At 69.8% G+C, this 15,547-nt stretch carries 26 protein-coding genes; 25 read left to right on the top strand and 1 reads right to left on the bottom strand.

Annotated features, from left to right (window positions below; all coding sequences use genetic code 11):
* Nucleotides 1–102: 102 nt before the first annotated feature.
* The gene (locus ACIRS4_RS22360; RefSeq protein ID WP_404198648.1) at nucleotides 103–369 is read right to left on the bottom strand and encodes a hypothetical protein; all 267 of its coding nucleotides are present in this window, start codon (nucleotides 367–369) and stop codon (nucleotides 103–105) included.
* 266 nt (nucleotides 370–635) lie between these two features.
* On the opposite strand from ACIRS4_RS22360, the gene ACIRS4_RS22355 reads away from it, so the two are divergent.
* From ACIRS4_RS22355 to ACIRS4_RS22235, 25 genes are all read left to right on the top strand, one after another.
* On the top strand, nucleotides 636–1,097 hold the full coding sequence (locus ACIRS4_RS22355; RefSeq protein WP_404198645.1) for a hypothetical protein: 462 nt from the start codon (nucleotides 636–638) through the stop codon (nucleotides 1,095–1,097).
* Complete coding sequence (locus ACIRS4_RS22350) at nucleotides 1,094–1,408, top strand: hypothetical protein (RefSeq protein WP_404198643.1); 315 nt, start codon at nucleotides 1,094–1,096, stop codon at nucleotides 1,406–1,408. Before ACIRS4_RS22355 ends, ACIRS4_RS22350 begins: the two co-directional genes overlap by 4 nt.
* On the top strand, nucleotides 1,405–1,566 hold the full coding sequence (locus ACIRS4_RS22345; RefSeq protein ID WP_404198640.1) for a hypothetical protein: 162 nt from the start codon (nucleotides 1,405–1,407) through the stop codon (nucleotides 1,564–1,566). The genes ACIRS4_RS22350 and ACIRS4_RS22345 overlap by 4 nt, the downstream gene beginning before the upstream one ends.
* On the top strand, nucleotides 1,566–1,748 hold the full coding sequence (locus ACIRS4_RS22340; protein ID WP_404198637.1) for a hypothetical protein: 183 nt from the start codon (nucleotides 1,566–1,568) through the stop codon (nucleotides 1,746–1,748). Before ACIRS4_RS22345 ends, ACIRS4_RS22340 begins: the two co-directional genes overlap by 1 nt.
* Before the next feature lie 136 nt (nucleotides 1,749–1,884).
* Entirely contained in the window at nucleotides 1,885–2,247 is a 363-nt protein-coding gene (locus tag ACIRS4_RS22335; protein WP_404198634.1) for a hypothetical protein, read from the top strand.
* A gap of 48 nt (nucleotides 2,248–2,295) precedes the next feature.
* Nucleotides 2,296–2,520 (top strand): hypothetical protein, encoded by a 225-nt coding sequence (locus ACIRS4_RS22330; RefSeq protein WP_404198631.1) that lies wholly within the window; start codon nucleotides 2,296–2,298, stop codon nucleotides 2,518–2,520.
* Nucleotides 2,521–2,606: 86 nt separating this feature from the next.
* Nucleotides 2,607–2,795, top strand: a complete 189-nt coding sequence (locus ACIRS4_RS22325; protein ID WP_404198629.1) for a hypothetical protein — start codon at nucleotides 2,607–2,609, stop codon at nucleotides 2,793–2,795.
* Between the two features lie 97 nt (nucleotides 2,796–2,892).
* On the top strand, nucleotides 2,893–3,090 hold the full coding sequence (locus ACIRS4_RS22320) for a hypothetical protein (protein WP_404198626.1): 198 nt from the start codon (nucleotides 2,893–2,895) through the stop codon (nucleotides 3,088–3,090).
* Nucleotides 3,091–3,111: 21 nt separating this feature from the next.
* Nucleotides 3,112–4,365, top strand: a complete 1,254-nt coding sequence (locus tag ACIRS4_RS22315) for a cell envelope integrity protein TolA (RefSeq protein WP_404198624.1) — start codon at nucleotides 3,112–3,114, stop codon at nucleotides 4,363–4,365.
* A 5-nt stretch (nucleotides 4,366–4,370) separates the two neighbouring features.
* Nucleotides 4,371–6,428, top strand: coding sequence for a hypothetical protein (locus ACIRS4_RS22310; protein ID WP_404198621.1), 2,058 nt, complete (start codon nucleotides 4,371–4,373; stop codon nucleotides 6,426–6,428).
* A 204-nt stretch (nucleotides 6,429–6,632) separates the two neighbouring features.
* A complete protein-coding gene (locus ACIRS4_RS22305; protein WP_404198618.1) occupies nucleotides 6,633–7,025 on the top strand; it encodes a hypothetical protein in 393 nt (130 codons plus the stop codon).
* Between the two features lie 87 nt (nucleotides 7,026–7,112).
* The gene (locus ACIRS4_RS22300; protein ID WP_404198615.1) at nucleotides 7,113–7,622 is read left to right on the top strand and encodes a hypothetical protein; all 510 of its coding nucleotides are present in this window, start codon (nucleotides 7,113–7,115) and stop codon (nucleotides 7,620–7,622) included.
* Nucleotides 7,623–7,632: 10 nt separating this feature from the next.
* The gene (locus ACIRS4_RS22295; RefSeq protein ID WP_404198612.1) at nucleotides 7,633–7,854 is read left to right on the top strand and encodes a hypothetical protein; all 222 of its coding nucleotides are present in this window, start codon (nucleotides 7,633–7,635) and stop codon (nucleotides 7,852–7,854) included.
* Nucleotides 7,855–7,875: 21 nt separating this feature from the next.
* On the top strand, nucleotides 7,876–8,145 hold the full coding sequence (locus ACIRS4_RS22290; protein ID WP_404198610.1) for a hypothetical protein: 270 nt from the start codon (nucleotides 7,876–7,878) through the stop codon (nucleotides 8,143–8,145).
* 194 nt (nucleotides 8,146–8,339) lie between these two features.
* Entirely contained in the window at nucleotides 8,340–8,579 is a 240-nt protein-coding gene (locus ACIRS4_RS22285) for a helix-turn-helix domain-containing protein (protein WP_404198607.1), read from the top strand.
* 14 nt (nucleotides 8,580–8,593) lie between these two features.
* Entirely contained in the window at nucleotides 8,594–8,857 is a 264-nt protein-coding gene (locus ACIRS4_RS22280) for a hypothetical protein (protein WP_404198605.1), read from the top strand.
* Between the two features lie 61 nt (nucleotides 8,858–8,918).
* Nucleotides 8,919–9,365 carry a hypothetical protein gene (locus ACIRS4_RS22275; RefSeq protein WP_404198603.1) on the top strand — a complete coding sequence of 149 codons (447 nt, stop codon included), beginning with the start codon at nucleotides 8,919–8,921 and terminating at the stop codon, nucleotides 9,363–9,365.
* Nucleotides 9,366–9,382: 17 nt separating this feature from the next.
* Nucleotides 9,383–10,819 carry a hypothetical protein gene (locus tag ACIRS4_RS22270; protein ID WP_404198600.1) on the top strand — a complete coding sequence of 479 codons (1,437 nt, stop codon included), beginning with the start codon at nucleotides 9,383–9,385 and terminating at the stop codon, nucleotides 10,817–10,819.
* The gene (locus ACIRS4_RS22265; protein ID WP_404198597.1) at nucleotides 10,813–11,100 is read left to right on the top strand and encodes a hypothetical protein; all 288 of its coding nucleotides are present in this window, start codon (nucleotides 10,813–10,815) and stop codon (nucleotides 11,098–11,100) included. Before ACIRS4_RS22270 ends, ACIRS4_RS22265 begins: the two co-directional genes overlap by 7 nt.
* An 8-nt stretch (nucleotides 11,101–11,108) precedes the next feature.
* Entirely contained in the window at nucleotides 11,109–11,447 is a 339-nt protein-coding gene (locus ACIRS4_RS22260) for a hypothetical protein (RefSeq protein ID WP_404198594.1), read from the top strand.
* Nucleotides 11,448–11,471: 24 nt separating this feature from the next.
* Nucleotides 11,472–11,882 (top strand): hypothetical protein, encoded by a 411-nt coding sequence (locus tag ACIRS4_RS22255; protein WP_404198592.1) that lies wholly within the window; start codon nucleotides 11,472–11,474, stop codon nucleotides 11,880–11,882.
* Nucleotides 11,883–11,906: 24 nt separating this feature from the next.
* Entirely contained in the window at nucleotides 11,907–12,185 is a 279-nt protein-coding gene (locus tag ACIRS4_RS22250; RefSeq protein ID WP_404198589.1) for a hypothetical protein, read from the top strand.
* 598 nt (nucleotides 12,186–12,783) lie between these two features.
* Nucleotides 12,784–13,377 carry a DNA primase gene (locus ACIRS4_RS22245; protein ID WP_404198586.1) on the top strand — a complete coding sequence of 198 codons (594 nt, stop codon included), beginning with the start codon at nucleotides 12,784–12,786 and terminating at the stop codon, nucleotides 13,375–13,377.
* A gap of 111 nt (nucleotides 13,378–13,488) precedes the next feature.
* Complete coding sequence (locus tag ACIRS4_RS22240) at nucleotides 13,489–13,917, top strand: hypothetical protein (RefSeq protein WP_404198583.1); 429 nt, start codon at nucleotides 13,489–13,491, stop codon at nucleotides 13,915–13,917.
* Nucleotides 13,917–15,545 (top strand): terminase, encoded by a 1,629-nt coding sequence (locus tag ACIRS4_RS22235; RefSeq protein ID WP_404198580.1) that lies wholly within the window; start codon nucleotides 13,917–13,919, stop codon nucleotides 15,543–15,545. The genes ACIRS4_RS22240 and ACIRS4_RS22235 overlap by 1 nt, the downstream gene beginning before the upstream one ends.
* The last annotated feature ends 2 nt before the right edge of the window (nucleotides 15,546–15,547 follow it).

Here is a 15,547-nt window from a genome sequence, read left to right as displayed (position 1 = left end):
CGCCCCTTTGCCTGATCATCTAAGGCGTCCTGCACTGCGGCTGCACTCCTGCTGCATCGGCGCTGCATCGGTCGGTCATGGCGACAGCGTGGCCGGCGGGATTCACTCAGGGGCATGGTCCATCTCGTCGCCCGCCCGGAGTGCGGTGTCCTGCTCGTCTTTGACGCGGGCGGTCGCCTTCCGTACCCATTCCCTGCTGTATCGAGCGTGCTCAGATACGACCGTCAGCGAATGGCCGACGTCGCGAGCCTCAGCCACCGCCTCTTCGAGGAGCTGGCGCGTCTTCTCGTGGGCAGCGGCCGCCCTGTCGACCTTGCGGAGTGCTGCTGCCATCTGAGCGGCTGTGGGTGTCGAGGTCTTCGCTGCCATGTCCTGCATGTTCTCACGCCAGCGCGTCTACCGACTAGACGCGTCACAAGGAATCTCGTCCAAAATGTTGCAGCGGAAGCCGCGCCCGTGCCATGGTGGTCCTGCAACAAATTAGACGCGAAGCGCACCGCTTCGTGGCCTATCAGCTGTGCCCACTCCTATCGGACCCAGTCCGCGGGCGCTGCACAAAAGAAGATCGGGCCGGACACCGCGACTCCTACCTCGCAGGCCGGCCCTACCACGAGGAAGCTCTGAAAGGTCGCCTCATGGATACGCCGCAGTCTACCTGCACCACCCTGCCCGCCGAGCGCTCGCTGTCGCTCACCCTCGACGCCGAGGTGATGGCGGACGCCGACACTGGCGCCCTGTCCCTCGTCGCCTCCACCGACCCGCAGCTGTCGGACATCGCCGACGTCACGCCGGCCCGGCTGCGCGAGATGGTTGCCGCCGCCCGTGACCGGCTCGCCGAGTTCGAGCGGCTCGCCGACGAGCAGGAGGCCCGCGACACGCTGGCCGCCCTCCTCGCCGAGCACGGCATCCTCATGGTCGAGGCGCCGCTCGACAAGCTGATGGACGTCGACGACGACCTCGCCGCCCGACTGGCCTGCTGGGCCGTGGAATCGCCCGACGGCCGCCGCTACGTCATCGTCCCCGCCGGCCAGGACCCGGTCGCCCGCCTCGCCGCCGTCCGCGACCTCATCGCGAGCATGCCGGGAGGTGCCGCGTGAGCACCGCCCTGCTGCCCCCGGCCGCCGCCGAGGCGCTGGCTCGCCTGGAGTCGGCGTTCGCCGACCGCAGCGTCGCCGACGTCCTCGCCCACGAGGCCGCGTCCTACGTCCGTGTGGCCCCGGAGATCCAGAAGGCCGTCATCCGCTACGGCGTCTGCTCGGAGACGATCGCCCGCCTGGGCCGGATGGACGGGCACGACATGACCCCCGCGCAGTTCGACGCCTTGTACGAGGCGCAGGGGGAGCGGGCCCGGATGCACGCCCTGCTCGCGAACGCCGGCCAGCTGCACCTCGTGGAGGGGGCCCGATGAGCGCCCGCACGGTCGTCGACCGGGTTTCGGCGTCGCACCCGCGTGGGTCGTGGCCGGCGGAGGAGAAGGCGGCCCAGCTCCGCGAGCAGGGCCAGTCCGCCCGCGCCGTGATGGACCTGGACAGCGACAGCTTCCTCGTGATCGTGGAGGTGGCGTGATGGGTCGCTTCGAGCTGAACCAGTCGGACCGCTGCCGAATTGACGCGGCCCGCCACGAGCTGGTCAACGCGCAGCAGCTGGACATGTCGGACGACAGGGCGATGGCCCGCACGATCGGACGCCTGGAGGTGGCGCTCCAGCAGCTGCTGGAGATGTTCGGCGAGGGTGGTGAGCAGCCGTGACGGAGCAGCAGGCCGCCGACCTCCTCACCCAGCAGCGCTAGCCCCCCAGACCGCCGCGCCGGCGGTTCCCGACCCCCTCGTCCCGCCGGCGCGGCACCCAACCCCATCCCAGCCTGACCAGCCGAGGAGATCAGCCATGCCTTCCACCACCCAGACCACCCAGCCCGCGACCTGGCCCGAGGGTGTCATCGCCCGCTACCTCACCGTCGGCGGCGCGCACGTCGACATCACCGCCGTCAGCGTCGAACGCGTGGAAGGCGAGAGCGGAATCATGCCGATCGGCAATGGCCTCTCTGTCCAACTGCGCCCGAAAAACATCATCGACGTGACAGTCACCGCCCGCTGCCAGGGCTGCCCGGACCAGGCCAGCGAGCAGTTCGAGGGGCTGTTCCCCAGCGCGATGAGCGGCCTGATCGACAGCTGCTACGGCCGATACGCCCGCGCCTGGGCCCAGTCCCACGCCGAGAAGTGCCGCGCCCTGCCCTGCCCCGCCGCCTGACCACCCCATTCCTTTCCCGCCCCACCTGACCAGTGAGGAACCACTGCCATGTCCCCGTTCCTGTTCGACGCCGATCTCGCCGCCACCGACCTGGGCCGTCACGCCCGCACGGTGACGCTGATCCCCACGGCGCTGTCGATCTCCGACCTGTTCGCCGAGTACGCCGCCGCCGTCGGGCGCGGGGACCGGCGCCGGGTGGCGGAGATCCGCCTCGCCGCCGACCCCGGCCTGCTCGCCGAGCTCGACGGATTCGACTACCCCGCCGCGGCCTGACGGCTGCCCGATCCGCCCGGCTATCCCCTGCACGGGCGGTGAGGGGAACCGCTCAGCGTTCCGCCACCCACCGAGAGGAGCCCGCAGTGGCCCTGTTCAGTCGCAAGCCCCCCAACTTCTCCACCGAGGCCGGCAACCTCCGCGCCGCCAAGGACGCCGAGAAGGCGGCAAAGAAGGCCCGCCGCGCCGGAGACCACACCAAGGCCGAAGAGAGGGAGGGCTTTGCTGCCGAAGCCCGCCGGCAGGCCGAGTACTCCAGGCGGCTCGGCCGCTGACCCACCCAGCCCCGGCCAAGCCGCGAGGTGCCCGATCGAATCCGGCCCGGGGCGCCACCCACTCCACCCCATCCGTTCCGACCCGAGTGAGGTCGTCATGATCCGCAAGCTTCGCTGGCCGCTCCTGGCCCTGGCCCTCGTCGTCGTCGGCGTGTGGCCGGCCGCGGCAACCCCGATCGCGCTCGCCGCAGCCGGCGCCGCCACCGTCATCGGCCTGATCCCCGGGCCCGCGCTCCTCGCCGCCGGCGTCATCGCCTGGCTCAGGCACCGGCCCGCCCCCGCCCGCACCGCCTGAATCCGAGAGGACTGATCACCCGTGACCGCCGTGTCCGTCGAGAAGAAGATCAACGGCACTGAGCCGCGGTTCGACCCGCGCGCCCTGGCCGAGGCGGAGGCGACCCGGATCAAGGCCGCCGCCGAAGCCGAAGCGATCCGCATCGAAGCCGAGGGCAAGGCCGAAGCCGAGAAGATCAAGGCGGCCGAGGAGGCCCGCAAGCAGAAGATCGTCAACGACAAGGCCGAGGCTCGGGCCCGCGAGGAGCAGGCCGCCCGCGACGCCCGCATCGCGAAGCACAACCGGGAACGCAAGGAGCAGGAGCAGGCCGCCCGCGAGGCGGAGGAGAAGGTCGCCGCACAGGAGCAGGCCGAGGCTGAGAAGGCCGCCGAGATCGCCGCCGCAGAGGAGCAATGGCGGAACTACGCGCTGCGGTTCTACGCCGTCTGCTCGATCGTCGCGCTGCCCGTACAGATCGCCGCGTTCTACAACCCGAACGCCCTGTGGCTGCTCGCCGCGCCGCTCATGCTGGAAGGCGGAGCGTGGGTCGTCCTGAAGGGCGCCCGAGCCGCCGCGATCAGCCACCGCCCCCACTGGCACTACCGGCTCATCGCCTGGCTGCTCGCATTCATTGCCGCCGGCATCAACCTGTGGCACGGCCTCAACGCCTTCGACCCGGCCACCGCGATCGGAACCGCGTTCGCGTCGATCGCCGGGCCCGGCGTCTACGACCTCTACGAGCACGGCCAGCTCCGCAAGCGCGAAGGGAGGCTGTCGCTGCGGCAGCGCCGCGCGAAGCGTAAGGCGGAGCGCGCCGCGGCGGCATGGAAGGCCACCGAAGAGAAGCGACGAGCAGCCGTCCAGGCGGCAGCCGAGCAGGCCGAAGCCGACCGGCTCAAGAAGCTTGCCGAGAACCGGTCCAACGACTTCCCCGAGGTGTGGAAGCACGCGCTGAAGCTGGCCGCCGCGCTCGGCGAGACGACCGTTACCGAGCCGATCTGGATCCGCGCCCACGTCGACATCGAGGGCTGCGAGCCGGGCGACTCCGTCGACATCATCCGCACCCGCAACGCGAACGCCAAGCGTGTCGAGCTGGCCCGCGAAAGTCGCTCCGTGAACACCCTCAGCAAGACCGTGAACGCCCAGCGTGTTCCACATCTACCCCCCACCTCCGGGAGGGGCTCGAAGACCGGCCCCAAGGTGCGCGGCGTGCGCCGCTCGGGTGACGCCCCGAAGTACTCCGACATCGCCCGCAAGCAGGCGCAGCTTGAGCGCACGATCGGGAAGAAGGACTGACTGCCATGGCCATGCCGCTGCCCGACGAGAGGGCGACGCTCACCCTCGTTCCGCCGCCCATCGAGACGCCCGTCTTCAAGGACGAGGAGGCCAGCCGGAAGCCGGTCACCTCGATGCGCAAGGTCGCCGAGCGCACCAACCGGGTCGCCCAGATCGCCCTGCTGCCGCACACCTTCCGCGGCTACCGGCAGCTCGGCCAGCGCTGGATCGCCGGCTTCCGCGACGACTACCCGCAGATGATCGATACCGCCAGTCAGGCCGTTCGGGAAGCCGTCGGCGACATGCACGCCGAGGCCAGCGCCAAGAAGCGGCGAGCCGACCTGCGCGCCGAGTACAAGAAGCACCGGCTCACGTACACCGGCAAGACAGCCGGCGTCGCCGGGGCAGTCGCGGGGGGCGTCGGCTTCGGTGCCGTCACCGGCAGTCTGTGGATCGACCTGCTCGCCGGCCTCGGCGCGTGGGGGCTCGGCGCTTTCCACGGCCGCAAGCCCGCCGACAGCGAAGACCTGCCCGCAGGAGACGGCATCGTCGCCGCGGTACGGGACGCCGCCCACATCCGAGGCGAAGCCGACCTCGTCACCGCCCTCGTCAAGGCCGGGATCATCACGGAGGCCCAGCGCGACGAAACCCACCTCGCCGGCATCATCCAGCCCGCCGGACCCGGATGGACCGCCACCGTCGAACTGCCCCGCGGCATGAAGGCGTCCGCGGCGACCTCCCGCGCCGAAGAGCTCGCCTCCTCCATGCGGATCAAGAAGTCGCAGATCGAGATGCGAGCCGACACATCCGAGGAAGGGCACGAGGGGCAGGTCGTCCTGTGGGTGGCGAACGAGGCCAACCCCTACGGCTCCAAGCCGGTGCCGTCGCCGCTGCTCACCGCGGACCGCCTGGACTTCTGGCAGTACGGGGTGCCGCTGGGAACCGACGCTCGTGGCGGCCGGCACGCCCTTGAGCTGGTCTGGTGTTCCATCCTGCTGGGAGGGCTGCCCGACTACGGCAAGTCGTTCCTGGCCCGTCTGGTGGCCGCCGCCGCCGCACTCGACCCGTACATGACCGTGCACGTCGCCACGGGGAAGGCCGGCCCCGACTGGGTCGGCACCAAGCAGTTCGCCCACTCCTACGTCGCCGGGAACACCCCCGGGAAGATCCTCGCCTTCCTTGACCTGCTCAACGGACTGATCGCCGACATGCAGCAGATCGGCGAGCGCCTGGAGCAGCTCTCCGAGGAGCACCCGGAGCGCTGCCCCGAGGGCAAGCTCACCCCCGAGCTGGCGAAGGAGTGGAAGCGCGGCCTGACCCTGCTGATCGTCGACGAGCTGCAGGAACTCTTGGACGCCGCCGCCATGATGAAGATCAAGACGGATGACGACCCGGACAGCAAGGACCGCGGGCGCAACGGCAAGGACGTCCTCGTCGAGACGATGGCCCGCTTCGTGCGCGTCTCCCGGTACGTGGGCGGCATGGGCCTGTTCATCACCCAGCGGCCGGACGCCACCAGCGTGCCGACCATGCTCCGCGACGTGTGCCGCAAGCGGGCCTGCTTCCGCGTCAAGGGGGCCGCCAGCTCCCGGATGGTCCTCGGTGACGACGCCGTCGCCGCCGGAGCCGCCCCGCACATGCTGCTCGACGCCCAGAAGGGCGTCGTCGTCCTCGACCAGGGCGGCGAGGAGGGGCACGTCACCCTCAAGACCGACTTCATGACCATCCCGGAGTTCCGGGAGATCTGCCTGCGTGGCCGCCAGCTGCGCATCGAGGCCGGCACTCTGACCGGGTTCGCCGCCGAATACGGCAAGCAGGAAGAGGCGGCTGCCGATCACAAGACGCTGCTCGCCGACTGCCTCATGGTCATGGACCACGACGGTGTCGACCGCATCCGCACCCAACGCCTGTTCGAGCTTCTCCAGCTTCACCGCGGACTGCGTTACCGCGATCTGACCCCTGCTGCCATGCAGGCGCAGCTGCGGCCGGGCGCGGGTAACACCCGCAAGCTTGGCCCGCTCGACGGCATGGCCAACCCGAACGGCTACACCCGGGAGCAGCTCGCCGAGGCTCTCGGGAAGTAGGGCAAACCACCCGGTCGAGACCCAGTCGACACATGGTTTCGCCCCGGTATGAGCGGATATGGCACCCGGTCGCATCACGCATCAGCATGGTCGACCGACCGGGCGCTCCTTCCCCCGACCGGGTCGCATACCACCGCAAAAACGGCACCGACCGGGGTCCGACCACCCACCAAACCACCACAAACCAGAAACGGAGCCTCACCCATGCCCAAGATCTGGAAGCCCGGCGACTCGAAGCGCTTCGCCCGCCAGTTGCAGCTCGGCAAGCCCTACTACGCCGTCATGAAGGTCGCCCGCAACATCGCCCCCTACGAGGACCCCTACCTCTACACCGAGGTCGTCTTCACCCGCCGGCTCCCCATCACCGGCACCCCCTGCACCGACGGCGACTACTCCGCCGAGACCTGGTGCCGCCTTTACGGCCCCGTCACCGACACGCGGCCCCGCAACGTCCGCAACGTCGCCGACCGCGCCCCCCAGGTCGCCGGCCCGCTCCCCAAGGGCTACGAGGCCGTCCTCGACGAGGCCGAACTCCGCGGCCTGGAGAAGCGCGTCCGCGACGGCTCCGACCCGAAGAAGCGGCGCTGGGGCCGATGACCAAGCCGGGGCGCCCCTCGAATGCCTGGAAGCGACCAGGGGCGCCCCTTCCACCCAGCGCGCTCACGCGCAGAAGGGCACAGCCAGATGATCACGCAGACGCGCCAGACCGCAACCCCCACCGTGCCCGTCCTCGACCTCGACGCCCGCCTCGCCCTCATCGACGCCGCCATGACCGTCCGCCTCGACCAAGCCGCCGTCGAACACGAGGTCCGCATCGCCCACCTGCCCGGCGCCGACCCCATCCCGCACATCGACGCCCCCCCCGTCCTCGCCCCGGCCGCCGCGCCCTGCCCCTACAGCACCCCGCTCGCCCGCACCCTGCACCGGGCCCGCGTCCGCCTCGAAACCGGCGGCTGGTGCACCGGAGCCCTCCGCGACGAGGAAGGCGCCGCCTGCCTCCTCGGAGCCGTCCGCGCCGAGGCAGGCAGCCGCGACCAGGCCGACGGCGCGGCCGCCGTCCTTCTGGAGGCCATCCGCCGGGACTTCCCCCACGCCGAATCCGTGCCCGCCTGGAACGACAACCGGGCCACCCCCTGGCTCGCCGCGCGCTACCTCGACCGCGCCGCCGAACTCGCCCACAACCGCAACCTCTAAGGAGACCACCATGCCCAAGCCCACCGCCGAAGACCTCCGCACCTACGCGGAGGAGAACGCGCTCCTCGCCGCGTTCCGCCGCGCCCAGGCCGACCTGTACGACAACACCGCCCGCGAGGCCGCCACCGGCATCACGCACGAGACGCCCGAGTACCTGCGGCTCAACCAGGCCGTCATCGACGCCGGCAAACGGCTCCCCAAGGGGCTCAAGCACCTCGCCAAGGGAATCTGACCGCGACCGCGAGGAGTAGACATGGCCACCCGACAGATCACCTGCTTCGAAGCCGTGTGCGACCTGTGCGGCACCAGCGAGACCAGCGACGGATCCACGCCCCACGCCGAAACCGAGCAGGCCGTCATCGACATCGTCACCGAGAAGTGGGGAGACCCCACCTGCGGATGGACCCTCACCCGGGACGGCCGCCTCGTCTGCGACACCGTCGAGGACCAAGCGCACCAGACCGCGCACGAAGAAGCGGGGAAGACGATCAGCGGCTGCGCGATGAGCGTGACTTTCAGCTGAACCGCGGCCTGTGAGTCTGCCCCGACAACCCGCAGTGGAAAGTGACGGCATGAAGCCGCGCAAGGACGACGACACCAATCGCTGATCGGATTCACTTGCAATAGCCCCTGAGCTGCTGTAACACTAAGCGCGTAGGTACACCTGTGCCTTCAGCAACTCACAGACCCCCGCCAGACACCGGCGGGGGTTTCTGCATGTCAGGGGGTGTGATGAGCCGCCTCTACGACCTCTACGCCAAAGACCTGCTGACGCCATCTCAGGCTGCCGTGTACGCCGAGGTGAGCGAGTCCACCATCCGGCAATGGGTGCACCGGGGGCTCCTCGAAGCCGCGCTGCCTAGCCAAGGCCGCGGCATTCCGGCCCTGTACAACCGGCCCGACCTCGACGACGTCAAGCGGATCCTCGCCGAGCGCGAAGCGGCCCGCGCCGCCTGATCCGAGGAGCCCCCGTGCCCAAGTTCCGCAAGAAGCCCGTCGAGATCGAGGCTCGCCAACTCACGCCGGAGACCGTTGACAGCATCAAGCGATGGATCGGCGCATCGGCGCGTATCCACACAGATGGCGTCCCGCTTGGCGCCCCGGTCAAACTGGCGATCGACACTCTCGAAGGCGTCATGCTGGCTGATTTCGGTGACTTCATCATCCGGGGCGTGCAGGGCGAGTTCTACCCCTGCAAGCCCGACATTTTCGCAGCCACTTACGAGGCCGCCTGATCGTCCCGCCGTCCGCGCCACCCCGTCACGGACGGCGGGGCCTGAAGCAGAGGAGCCGACGATGGGGAACATCGTCTTCAACATCGCCCTCGGGCGGGTCGCCCACCTGGCCTCCCTGCCCGAAGCCAACGACGCTCTCGTCATGGTGCCGCTGGAATCGAGTGGCCTCGTCGCCGACTCGGTGATGCGGGACTACGACGACCTGCAGGCCCTGCTCGCCGGCGCGACCAACGAGCAGACGACGATGGGCCGCAAGACCCTCACCGGCGTCACGGTCACGGTCGACGACACGAACGACCGCGTCGCCATCGACTGTGCCGACGTCACCTGGACTGCGGCCACCGGCAACGCGGTTGGCGCCGTCGTCATCTGCTACGACTCCGACACCACCACCGGCACCGACGCGAACCTCGTCCCGCTCACCAAGCACGACGTGACGCTGACGCCGGACGGGTCGGATTTCACGCTCACCATCAGCGACTTCGCGCGGGCCTCCTCCGCGGCCTGACCCCCGAGGGATGAGCCGTGGCCAAGCTCAGCAACACGTTCGAGGGCGGCAGCACTGGCGTCGGCATCACCACCGGCAACAGCGGCGGCACGTCCGGGGATGCCTGGTCGCTGGTCAACCTCGACTCGAACACCGTCGAGTACGACACGGCGAGGGCCGCGCACGGCACGGTGTCGGCGCGTATCGCCACCGGGGCGACGGCCGGCATGCCCTACCTGTCGTGGACGTCCGGGATCTCCGGCACCACCCTGTACGCGCGCGCCTACCTTTACCTGACGGCGAATCCGGGCTCGAACCTGAACGCGGTGCGGCTGATGTCGGGGTCGACGATCGTCGCCACCGTCCGCATCAACTCCACCGGCAAGGTGGGGTTGCTGTACGCCTCGGGCAGCCTCACCGCGACGTCTACTGCGTCCGTGCCGCTGAACGCCTGGTTCCGGCTGGAGCTGAAGGCCGTCGCCAGTACGACGGCCGGCTCCGTCGAATGCCGCTGCTACCTCGGCTCCCCGGACGCCACCAGCGCGACCGAGACACTGCAGGGTACCGGCCTGAACACCGGTACAAATACGGCGATGGACCGGGTGCGAGTCGGCCTGCTGACGTCCACCACCAGCTACTCGATCAACGTCGACGACGTCGCCTGGGGTGACACCGACTGGATCGGCCCGGCCACCGCCGGCGGCAGCAGCACGCCGTTGACGCTCGCATCCTCGACGTGGACGGCGCAGGCCCTGCAGCGGATGAAGGTCCGGGCGCTCGGCACGGCCACCGGCACCAGTGCCGCGCAGGCGCTCGCACGGGCCAAGCGGCAGATGCTCAACCCGAGCGCATCCTCGGAAGCCGCCCAGGCCCTGGCCGGTCGCAAGAGCCAGGCGCTTGGCGTGGCGGGTGCGGCCGGCGAAGCGCGAACGCTGGGATCCGCGAAGGCGTGGCCGCTCGCCCCGGTCAGCGTGACGGAGCAGGCGCGCTCTCTGGGATCCGCGAAGAGTCGGCCGCTCGCTGCTGCACAAGCGGCTGGCAGTGCGCAGGCGTTCACGGGCAGGAAGGTCAGCCCGCTCGTCCCTGCGGGCGCCAGCGAGACGGCCGAGCAGCTCACCGCGCGCGGCGCCCTCGGGCCCGCTAGCGAGAGCGACACCAGCCGGCCCCTCGCCGGCGTCAAGACGCAGTTGCTCGCCCTCGCGGCAGCCGTCGAAACGGCGGTACCCCTCACGGGGCGGAGGACGCTCGCCCTCGGGCCAGCCCACGAAGCCGGCACTGTCCTTGCTCTCGCGGCCCGCAAGGCGAAGCCGCTCACGCTCGCCGCCGAGACCGCCATGGCCCAGCCCTTCGCCAGCGCCTACGCCGGCCCGGACGGCGACGACATCGACGTCACCGTCGGCGCCCCCTTCAGCCGGTGGGCCGCAGCCCTCGGCGCCCCGCACGACAGTGGCTGGGAGGTGGACGCACCGTGGTGATCGCCTCCACCAGCACCGAGTACCTGCACGTCCCCGTCACCGCCCCGGCCGGCATCGACCTCGCCGGAGTGCCGGTGCAGATCGCCGTCGTCGCCCACCGCGATCCACCCGCCAGCGGCGAATGGTCCACCGCCGCCTGGGAGGACGGCGTCGCGGTCCTCCTCATCGGCCCCGGCACCGACACCGTCCTCGCAGCAGGCGACTACAAGGTCTGGGTGCACGTCGACCCGCTCGGCGCCGAGGACATCGTCCGTAAAGCAGGAGTTCTCTCCGTCATCTAGGAGCGCCCATGCCCCGCGTCGACATCCCCGTCACGCAGATCACCCGCAGCGGCGTCGCACCCGCCACCGAAGTCAACGGCGACGCCACCAACAACCACAGCGTCGCCAACGACGGCTACGTGTGGCTGGAGGTCCGCAACAGCGGCTCCACAGTCGCCCGAGTCGTCTCCGCGCGCTTCGCCAACACCATCGACGGGCAGACCACCGCGGCGAAGACGTGGTCCATCCCCACCTCGGCGACCCGCCGCATCGGGCCCTTCCCGGTCCGCTACTACGGGACCACCCTCCAGATCGACGTCGACAACGCCGAACTCAAGCTCACCGCCTACAAGCTGGCCAACAGCTGACGCAGCGGACGCTTCTCTGCGACCATGACCCCTCAACCGCGCAACGCTGGGGGCATCGTGTTCGGCAAGAAGAGCGACGAAGAGAAGGCCGCGGCCAAGAGGCAGCGCCAGATCACCGCGGCAGCAGCCGCGGCCGGCCTCACCGTCATAGGCGGCCAGTTCCGGGCACCCAACCAGGATCCTGTCCCCGTCGAGGGCGCGCGCATCACCATCGAGCGTGGGGAAGAGGCTGGGAAGCGCGTCACTGCAACCCGAGTTCTCCTCACCGGCCTGTTCGCCCTGGCGTTGAAGAAGGACATGAACCAGCTGTTCATCACCATCGAGAACGGCGGCCAGGTCATGCTCTGCCCGGTGCCCGCCAAGAAGGAAGGCGCGGCCCGCATCCTCGCCACCATGGTCAACGGCGAGCCCACCGGGGTGGACAAGGCGGAGTAGCCCAGGCTGGGGGAAGGGGAATGCATGCGCATCCGCCTCAGCGACGGCCTGCGCGAGGTCGAGATCGAGTGCGAGGACCCCGTACCCCAGGAGGGGCCGACTCCAGACTCCAGCCAATCCGAGTCCACCCGGACGACCCGGACTGCACTGGATGAGCTGGGTGCGACGGCCGTGAGTCTGCTGCGGGCCGTTGCTCCGCCGGAGCGCGATGCGACCAAGGGATTCGGGTTCACCGCTGACGTCTCGCTGGACTCTCACAACGAGCGGTCGACGCAAGACGAGTTCGAAGGCGATGTCGAATGAGCGGGGGCTGGACCGGCAGCAACCGGCGTGAAGAGCTCCCTCCGGACTGGTACACGCGGGTACGGCCGATGATCCTGGAGCGTGACGGCCACCGATGCCAGACGTGCGGCCGGGACGCGACGGACGTGGACCACATCGGTGACAAGCACGACCACAGACCGTGCAACCTCCAAGCGTTGTGCGGCTGGTGCCACCGAAGAAAGACCTCTCAGCAGGGCAACCAGTCACCGAACCGGACCAAGGTCACTGAGTCCAGGCCGCGTGAGCAGCATCCGGGACTGACCTGATCGACTCGAATCTGTGTGGATCTTCCCAGCCATAGCGGATCATGGACCCCTGGCACCCACCCCCACCCCCCACCCCCTGGGAGCCCGGGGAGGTGCTGTGGCTGGGGCTGGCTACGGGTCTGGGGGATCTGCCCCGTTCTGGCCCCTGGGTAGCTGCGTGGCGGCCTGCTGGGTGCCGGTCGGTCTGCTGCGAGGTCGGGTCCGGCAGACGGCCACTCAGCGTCCCGGCCCTCATCGGGCCGCACTATAACAGTCACATATCCGCAGGTCAGAGCATGGATTGACGTTACAAGCTTCGTTAGAATGGGAGCATGAAGACGAGGCGATGCGAGCACGAGCCGTGCGGCCAGCATCTCGGCGCCCGGCACGCGCACAACGCCCGCTACTGCTCCGGCCGTTGCCGCACCGCGGCCTGCCGTGCACGCAAGACGGTGCCGGCTATCCCGTCCGAGCTGACGAGCCGCGCGCGTTGGATCCGGCGCACCGAGCGCAAGGTGCCGGTGACGGTGGACGGGCAGCCGGCGAGCAGCACGGCCCCGCAGACCTGGTCGCCTCACCGCGCAGCCGCGTCGAGCACTACGGGCGCGGGGCTCGGCTTCGTCCTGAACGGCGACGGCATCGCCTGCGTCGACCTGGACCACTGCATCGTCGACGGCCAGCTGGCCGGCTGGGCGCGCCGGCTGGTCGACTTGGCGCCGGGCTGCTGGATCGAGCGCTCGGTGTCCGGTGACGGCCTGCACATCTGGGGTTTCGGCCGCCTTGAGCGCGGTCGGCGGCTGTCGGTGGATGGCGGCTCGGTGGAGTTGTACGCCGATGGCAGGTACATCGCGGTCACTGGCGATACGTGGGGCGACACGCCTCGTCGTCTAGGTGACCTGAGTGGGTTGATCGACGCCTTGCTGTAGCTGCCCGACACGGGTCGCCGCGGCGTACCCGACACGGGAGGTATGAGCATGGCTGGGATTGGGCCGCCGCCTAAGGACCCGAGCAAGCGGGCCCGAGCGAACAAGGACCCGGTGGCGCAGACCGTTCTGCGGTTCGAGAAGGCAGAGGCGCCGGACCTGCCGGACTTCCGCATCAAGAACGACGAGGGCCGGTCGGTGAAGTTCCGCTGGCCGCCGCGGACGGTCGAGTGGTGGGCCAAGTGGAAGGCTTCCCCGCAGGCGGAGCACTTCTCCAGCACGGACTGGGAAGAGCTGCTGACGACAGCCCTGGTGCACGCCCGCGTATGGTCGGGCGATCTGTCCGCTGCGTCTGAGCTCCGGCTGAGGGTCGCTAAGTTCGGCGCGACGATGGAGGACCGGGCACGGCTGCGCATGCAGTTCGCCGCGGCTGACGAGGCGGATTCGAAGCGGCCGGCGTCTGGTGCGAGCGCCCGGTCGCGGTATGGCGACCTACGGGTTCTGCCTGGCGGCGAGGGCAAGAAGGCCGCCGGGGAGTCCTGATGCCGTGGCGCGGCCCGCAGTACGAGGGCGAACTGCCCACGCTGGGCTGGCTGGTGCTGGACTGGATGGGCGCGATGCTTGCCGCACCGGACCGGGCTGATCCTGAGCCGCTGGTGTTGACGCGCGAGCAGGCCCAGTTCGTGCTGAACTTCTACACGATCGATCCTGCGACCGGTCGCCGCCGCTATCGCCGAGGCGTTCTGTCCCGGCCGAAGGGGTGGGGGAAGTCTCCGATCCTGGCGGCTATCGCCTGCGCGGAGGCATTGGGCCCCGTCCTGTTCGACGGCTGGGACGCCAACGGAGATCCAGTAGGGCGGCCGTGGGCGGATCTGCGTACCCCGTGGGTGCAGCTGGCCGCGGTGTCCGAGGATCAGACCCGCAACGCGTGGGCGCCCCTTCTGGAGATGCTCCGCGAGGGTTCCGCCATCGACGAGTACCGGGGCCTCGAGGTGCTGGAGACGTTCGTCAACCTCCCGAAGGGGCGGATCGAGTTCGTCACCAGCGCGGCGACGAGCCGCGAAGGTAACCGGCCGGTGTTCTGCGTGCTGGACCAGACCGAGGAGTGGCGGCCGTCGAACGGCGGCGTGCGGCTTGCTGCGGTCATCCGGCGCAACCTCGGCAAGACGGGCGGCTCGAGCATCGAGTCGCCTAACGCCTACGTTCCCGGTGAGGGTTCAGTGGCGGAGTCGTCTGCCGAGTACTGGCGGAAGATCCTGGAGGGTCGAGCCCGGGACGACGGGCTGCTGTACGACCACCGGGAGTGGCCTGCAGAGACGGACATGTCGGACCGTGCTTCTTTGCTGGCTGGCCTGGCTGTGGCCTACGGCGACAGTGCACAGCTTGCCGGTGGCTGGGTGGATCTGGAGCGGCTGGCGGCCGAGGTGTGGGATCCGGCGACCGATCCCCAGGATGCGCGCCGCTACTACGGCAACCAGATCACCGCGGCCACGGACTCATGGCTGTCGCAACCCGAGTGGGCGGGGTGTGCGGATGCCGGGAAGGTGCTCGCGGACGGGGATGCGATCACGCTCGGCTTCGACGGTTCCCGGGCACGCGCCCGCGGCGTGACGGACGCGACGGCGCTGGTCGGCTGCCGAGTGTCGGACGGGCACGTGTTTCTGCTCGGCTGCTGGGAGCAGCCGGACGGTCCGGCTGGGGATAGCTGGCGGGTGCCAGTGCTTGAGGTGCTGGCCACCGTCGAAGAGGCATTCAATCGCTACCGGGTGGTGGGCATGTATGCCGACCCGGCGAAGTGGGAGGGGCATGTCGCGGACTGGGAGGCCCGTTGGGGTGCCAGCCTGTCAGTGAAGGCGACTCGTGATCACCCGATCGAGTGGTGGATGACGGGCGGTCGTTCGAACCTGATCGTGCGGGCGCTGGACAAGTTCCACTCTGCGGTCGTTGACCGCGAGCTCACGCATGACGGCTCCAGCGTCCTGACCCGGCACGTACTCAATGCCCGGCGACGGAAGAGCCGGTCCGGGATCCAGATCATGAAGGAGCATCCGGACTCGGCTCGCAAGATCGACGCCGCGATCGCTTCGGTGTTGGCCTGGCAGGCCCGGCTGGATGCGGTGGCCAAGGGGTTGGCCGAAGAGGAAGAGCCGATGGGCGGCTTCACATTCTGATC

Source organism: Streptomyces sp. NPDC101166, from assembly GCF_044768125.1.
Lineage (GTDB): Bacteria > Actinomycetota > Actinomycetes > Streptomycetales > Streptomycetaceae > Streptomyces.
This window is presented reverse-complemented; position numbering and strand designations above follow the sequence as displayed.

Bases quoted from the DNA above. Each gene is read 5' to 3' on its own strand.
- ACIRS4_RS22255 (WP_404198592.1), top strand. From the start codon at position 11,472: ATGACCCCTCAACCGCGCAACGCTGGGGGCATCGTGTTCGGCAAGAAG.
- ACIRS4_RS22300 (WP_404198615.1), top strand. From the start codon at position 7,113: ATGATCACGCAGACGCGCCAGACCGCAACCCCCACCGTGCCCGTCCTC.
- ACIRS4_RS22360 (WP_404198648.1), bottom strand. From the start codon at position 369: ATGGCAGCGAAGACCTCGACACCCACAGCCGCTCAGATGGCAGCAGCA.
- ACIRS4_RS22310 (WP_404198621.1), top strand. From the start codon at position 4,371: ATGGCCATGCCGCTGCCCGACGAGAGGGCGACGCTCACCCTCGTTCCG.
- ACIRS4_RS22285 (WP_404198607.1), top strand. From the start codon at position 8,340: ATGTCAGGGGGTGTGATGAGCCGCCTCTACGACCTCTACGCCAAAGAC.
- ACIRS4_RS22305 (WP_404198618.1), top strand. From the start codon at position 6,633: ATGCCCAAGATCTGGAAGCCCGGCGACTCGAAGCGCTTCGCCCGCCAG.
- ACIRS4_RS22235 (WP_404198580.1), top strand. From the start codon at position 13,917: ATGCCGTGGCGCGGCCCGCAGTACGAGGGCGAACTGCCCACGCTGGGC.
- ACIRS4_RS22320 (WP_404198626.1), top strand. From the start codon at position 2,893: ATGATCCGCAAGCTTCGCTGGCCGCTCCTGGCCCTGGCCCTCGTCGTC.
- ACIRS4_RS22290 (WP_404198610.1), top strand. From the start codon at position 7,876: ATGGCCACCCGACAGATCACCTGCTTCGAAGCCGTGTGCGACCTGTGC.
- ACIRS4_RS22330 (WP_404198631.1), top strand. From the start codon at position 2,296: ATGTCCCCGTTCCTGTTCGACGCCGATCTCGCCGCCACCGACCTGGGC.
- ACIRS4_RS22275 (WP_404198603.1), top strand. From the start codon at position 8,919: ATGGGGAACATCGTCTTCAACATCGCCCTCGGGCGGGTCGCCCACCTG.
- ACIRS4_RS22245 (WP_404198586.1), top strand. From the start codon at position 12,784: ATGAAGACGAGGCGATGCGAGCACGAGCCGTGCGGCCAGCATCTCGGC.
- ACIRS4_RS22340 (WP_404198637.1), top strand. From the start codon at position 1,566: ATGGGTCGCTTCGAGCTGAACCAGTCGGACCGCTGCCGAATTGACGCG.
- ACIRS4_RS22345 (WP_404198640.1), top strand. From the start codon at position 1,405: ATGAGCGCCCGCACGGTCGTCGACCGGGTTTCGGCGTCGCACCCGCGT.
- ACIRS4_RS22355 (WP_404198645.1), top strand. From the start codon at position 636: ATGGATACGCCGCAGTCTACCTGCACCACCCTGCCCGCCGAGCGCTCG.
- ACIRS4_RS22295 (WP_404198612.1), top strand. From the start codon at position 7,633: ATGCCCAAGCCCACCGCCGAAGACCTCCGCACCTACGCGGAGGAGAAC.
- ACIRS4_RS22335 (WP_404198634.1), top strand. From the start codon at position 1,885: ATGCCTTCCACCACCCAGACCACCCAGCCCGCGACCTGGCCCGAGGGT.
- ACIRS4_RS22250 (WP_404198589.1), top strand. From the start codon at position 11,907: ATGCGCATCCGCCTCAGCGACGGCCTGCGCGAGGTCGAGATCGAGTGC.
- ACIRS4_RS22260 (WP_404198594.1), top strand. From the start codon at position 11,109: ATGCCCCGCGTCGACATCCCCGTCACGCAGATCACCCGCAGCGGCGTC.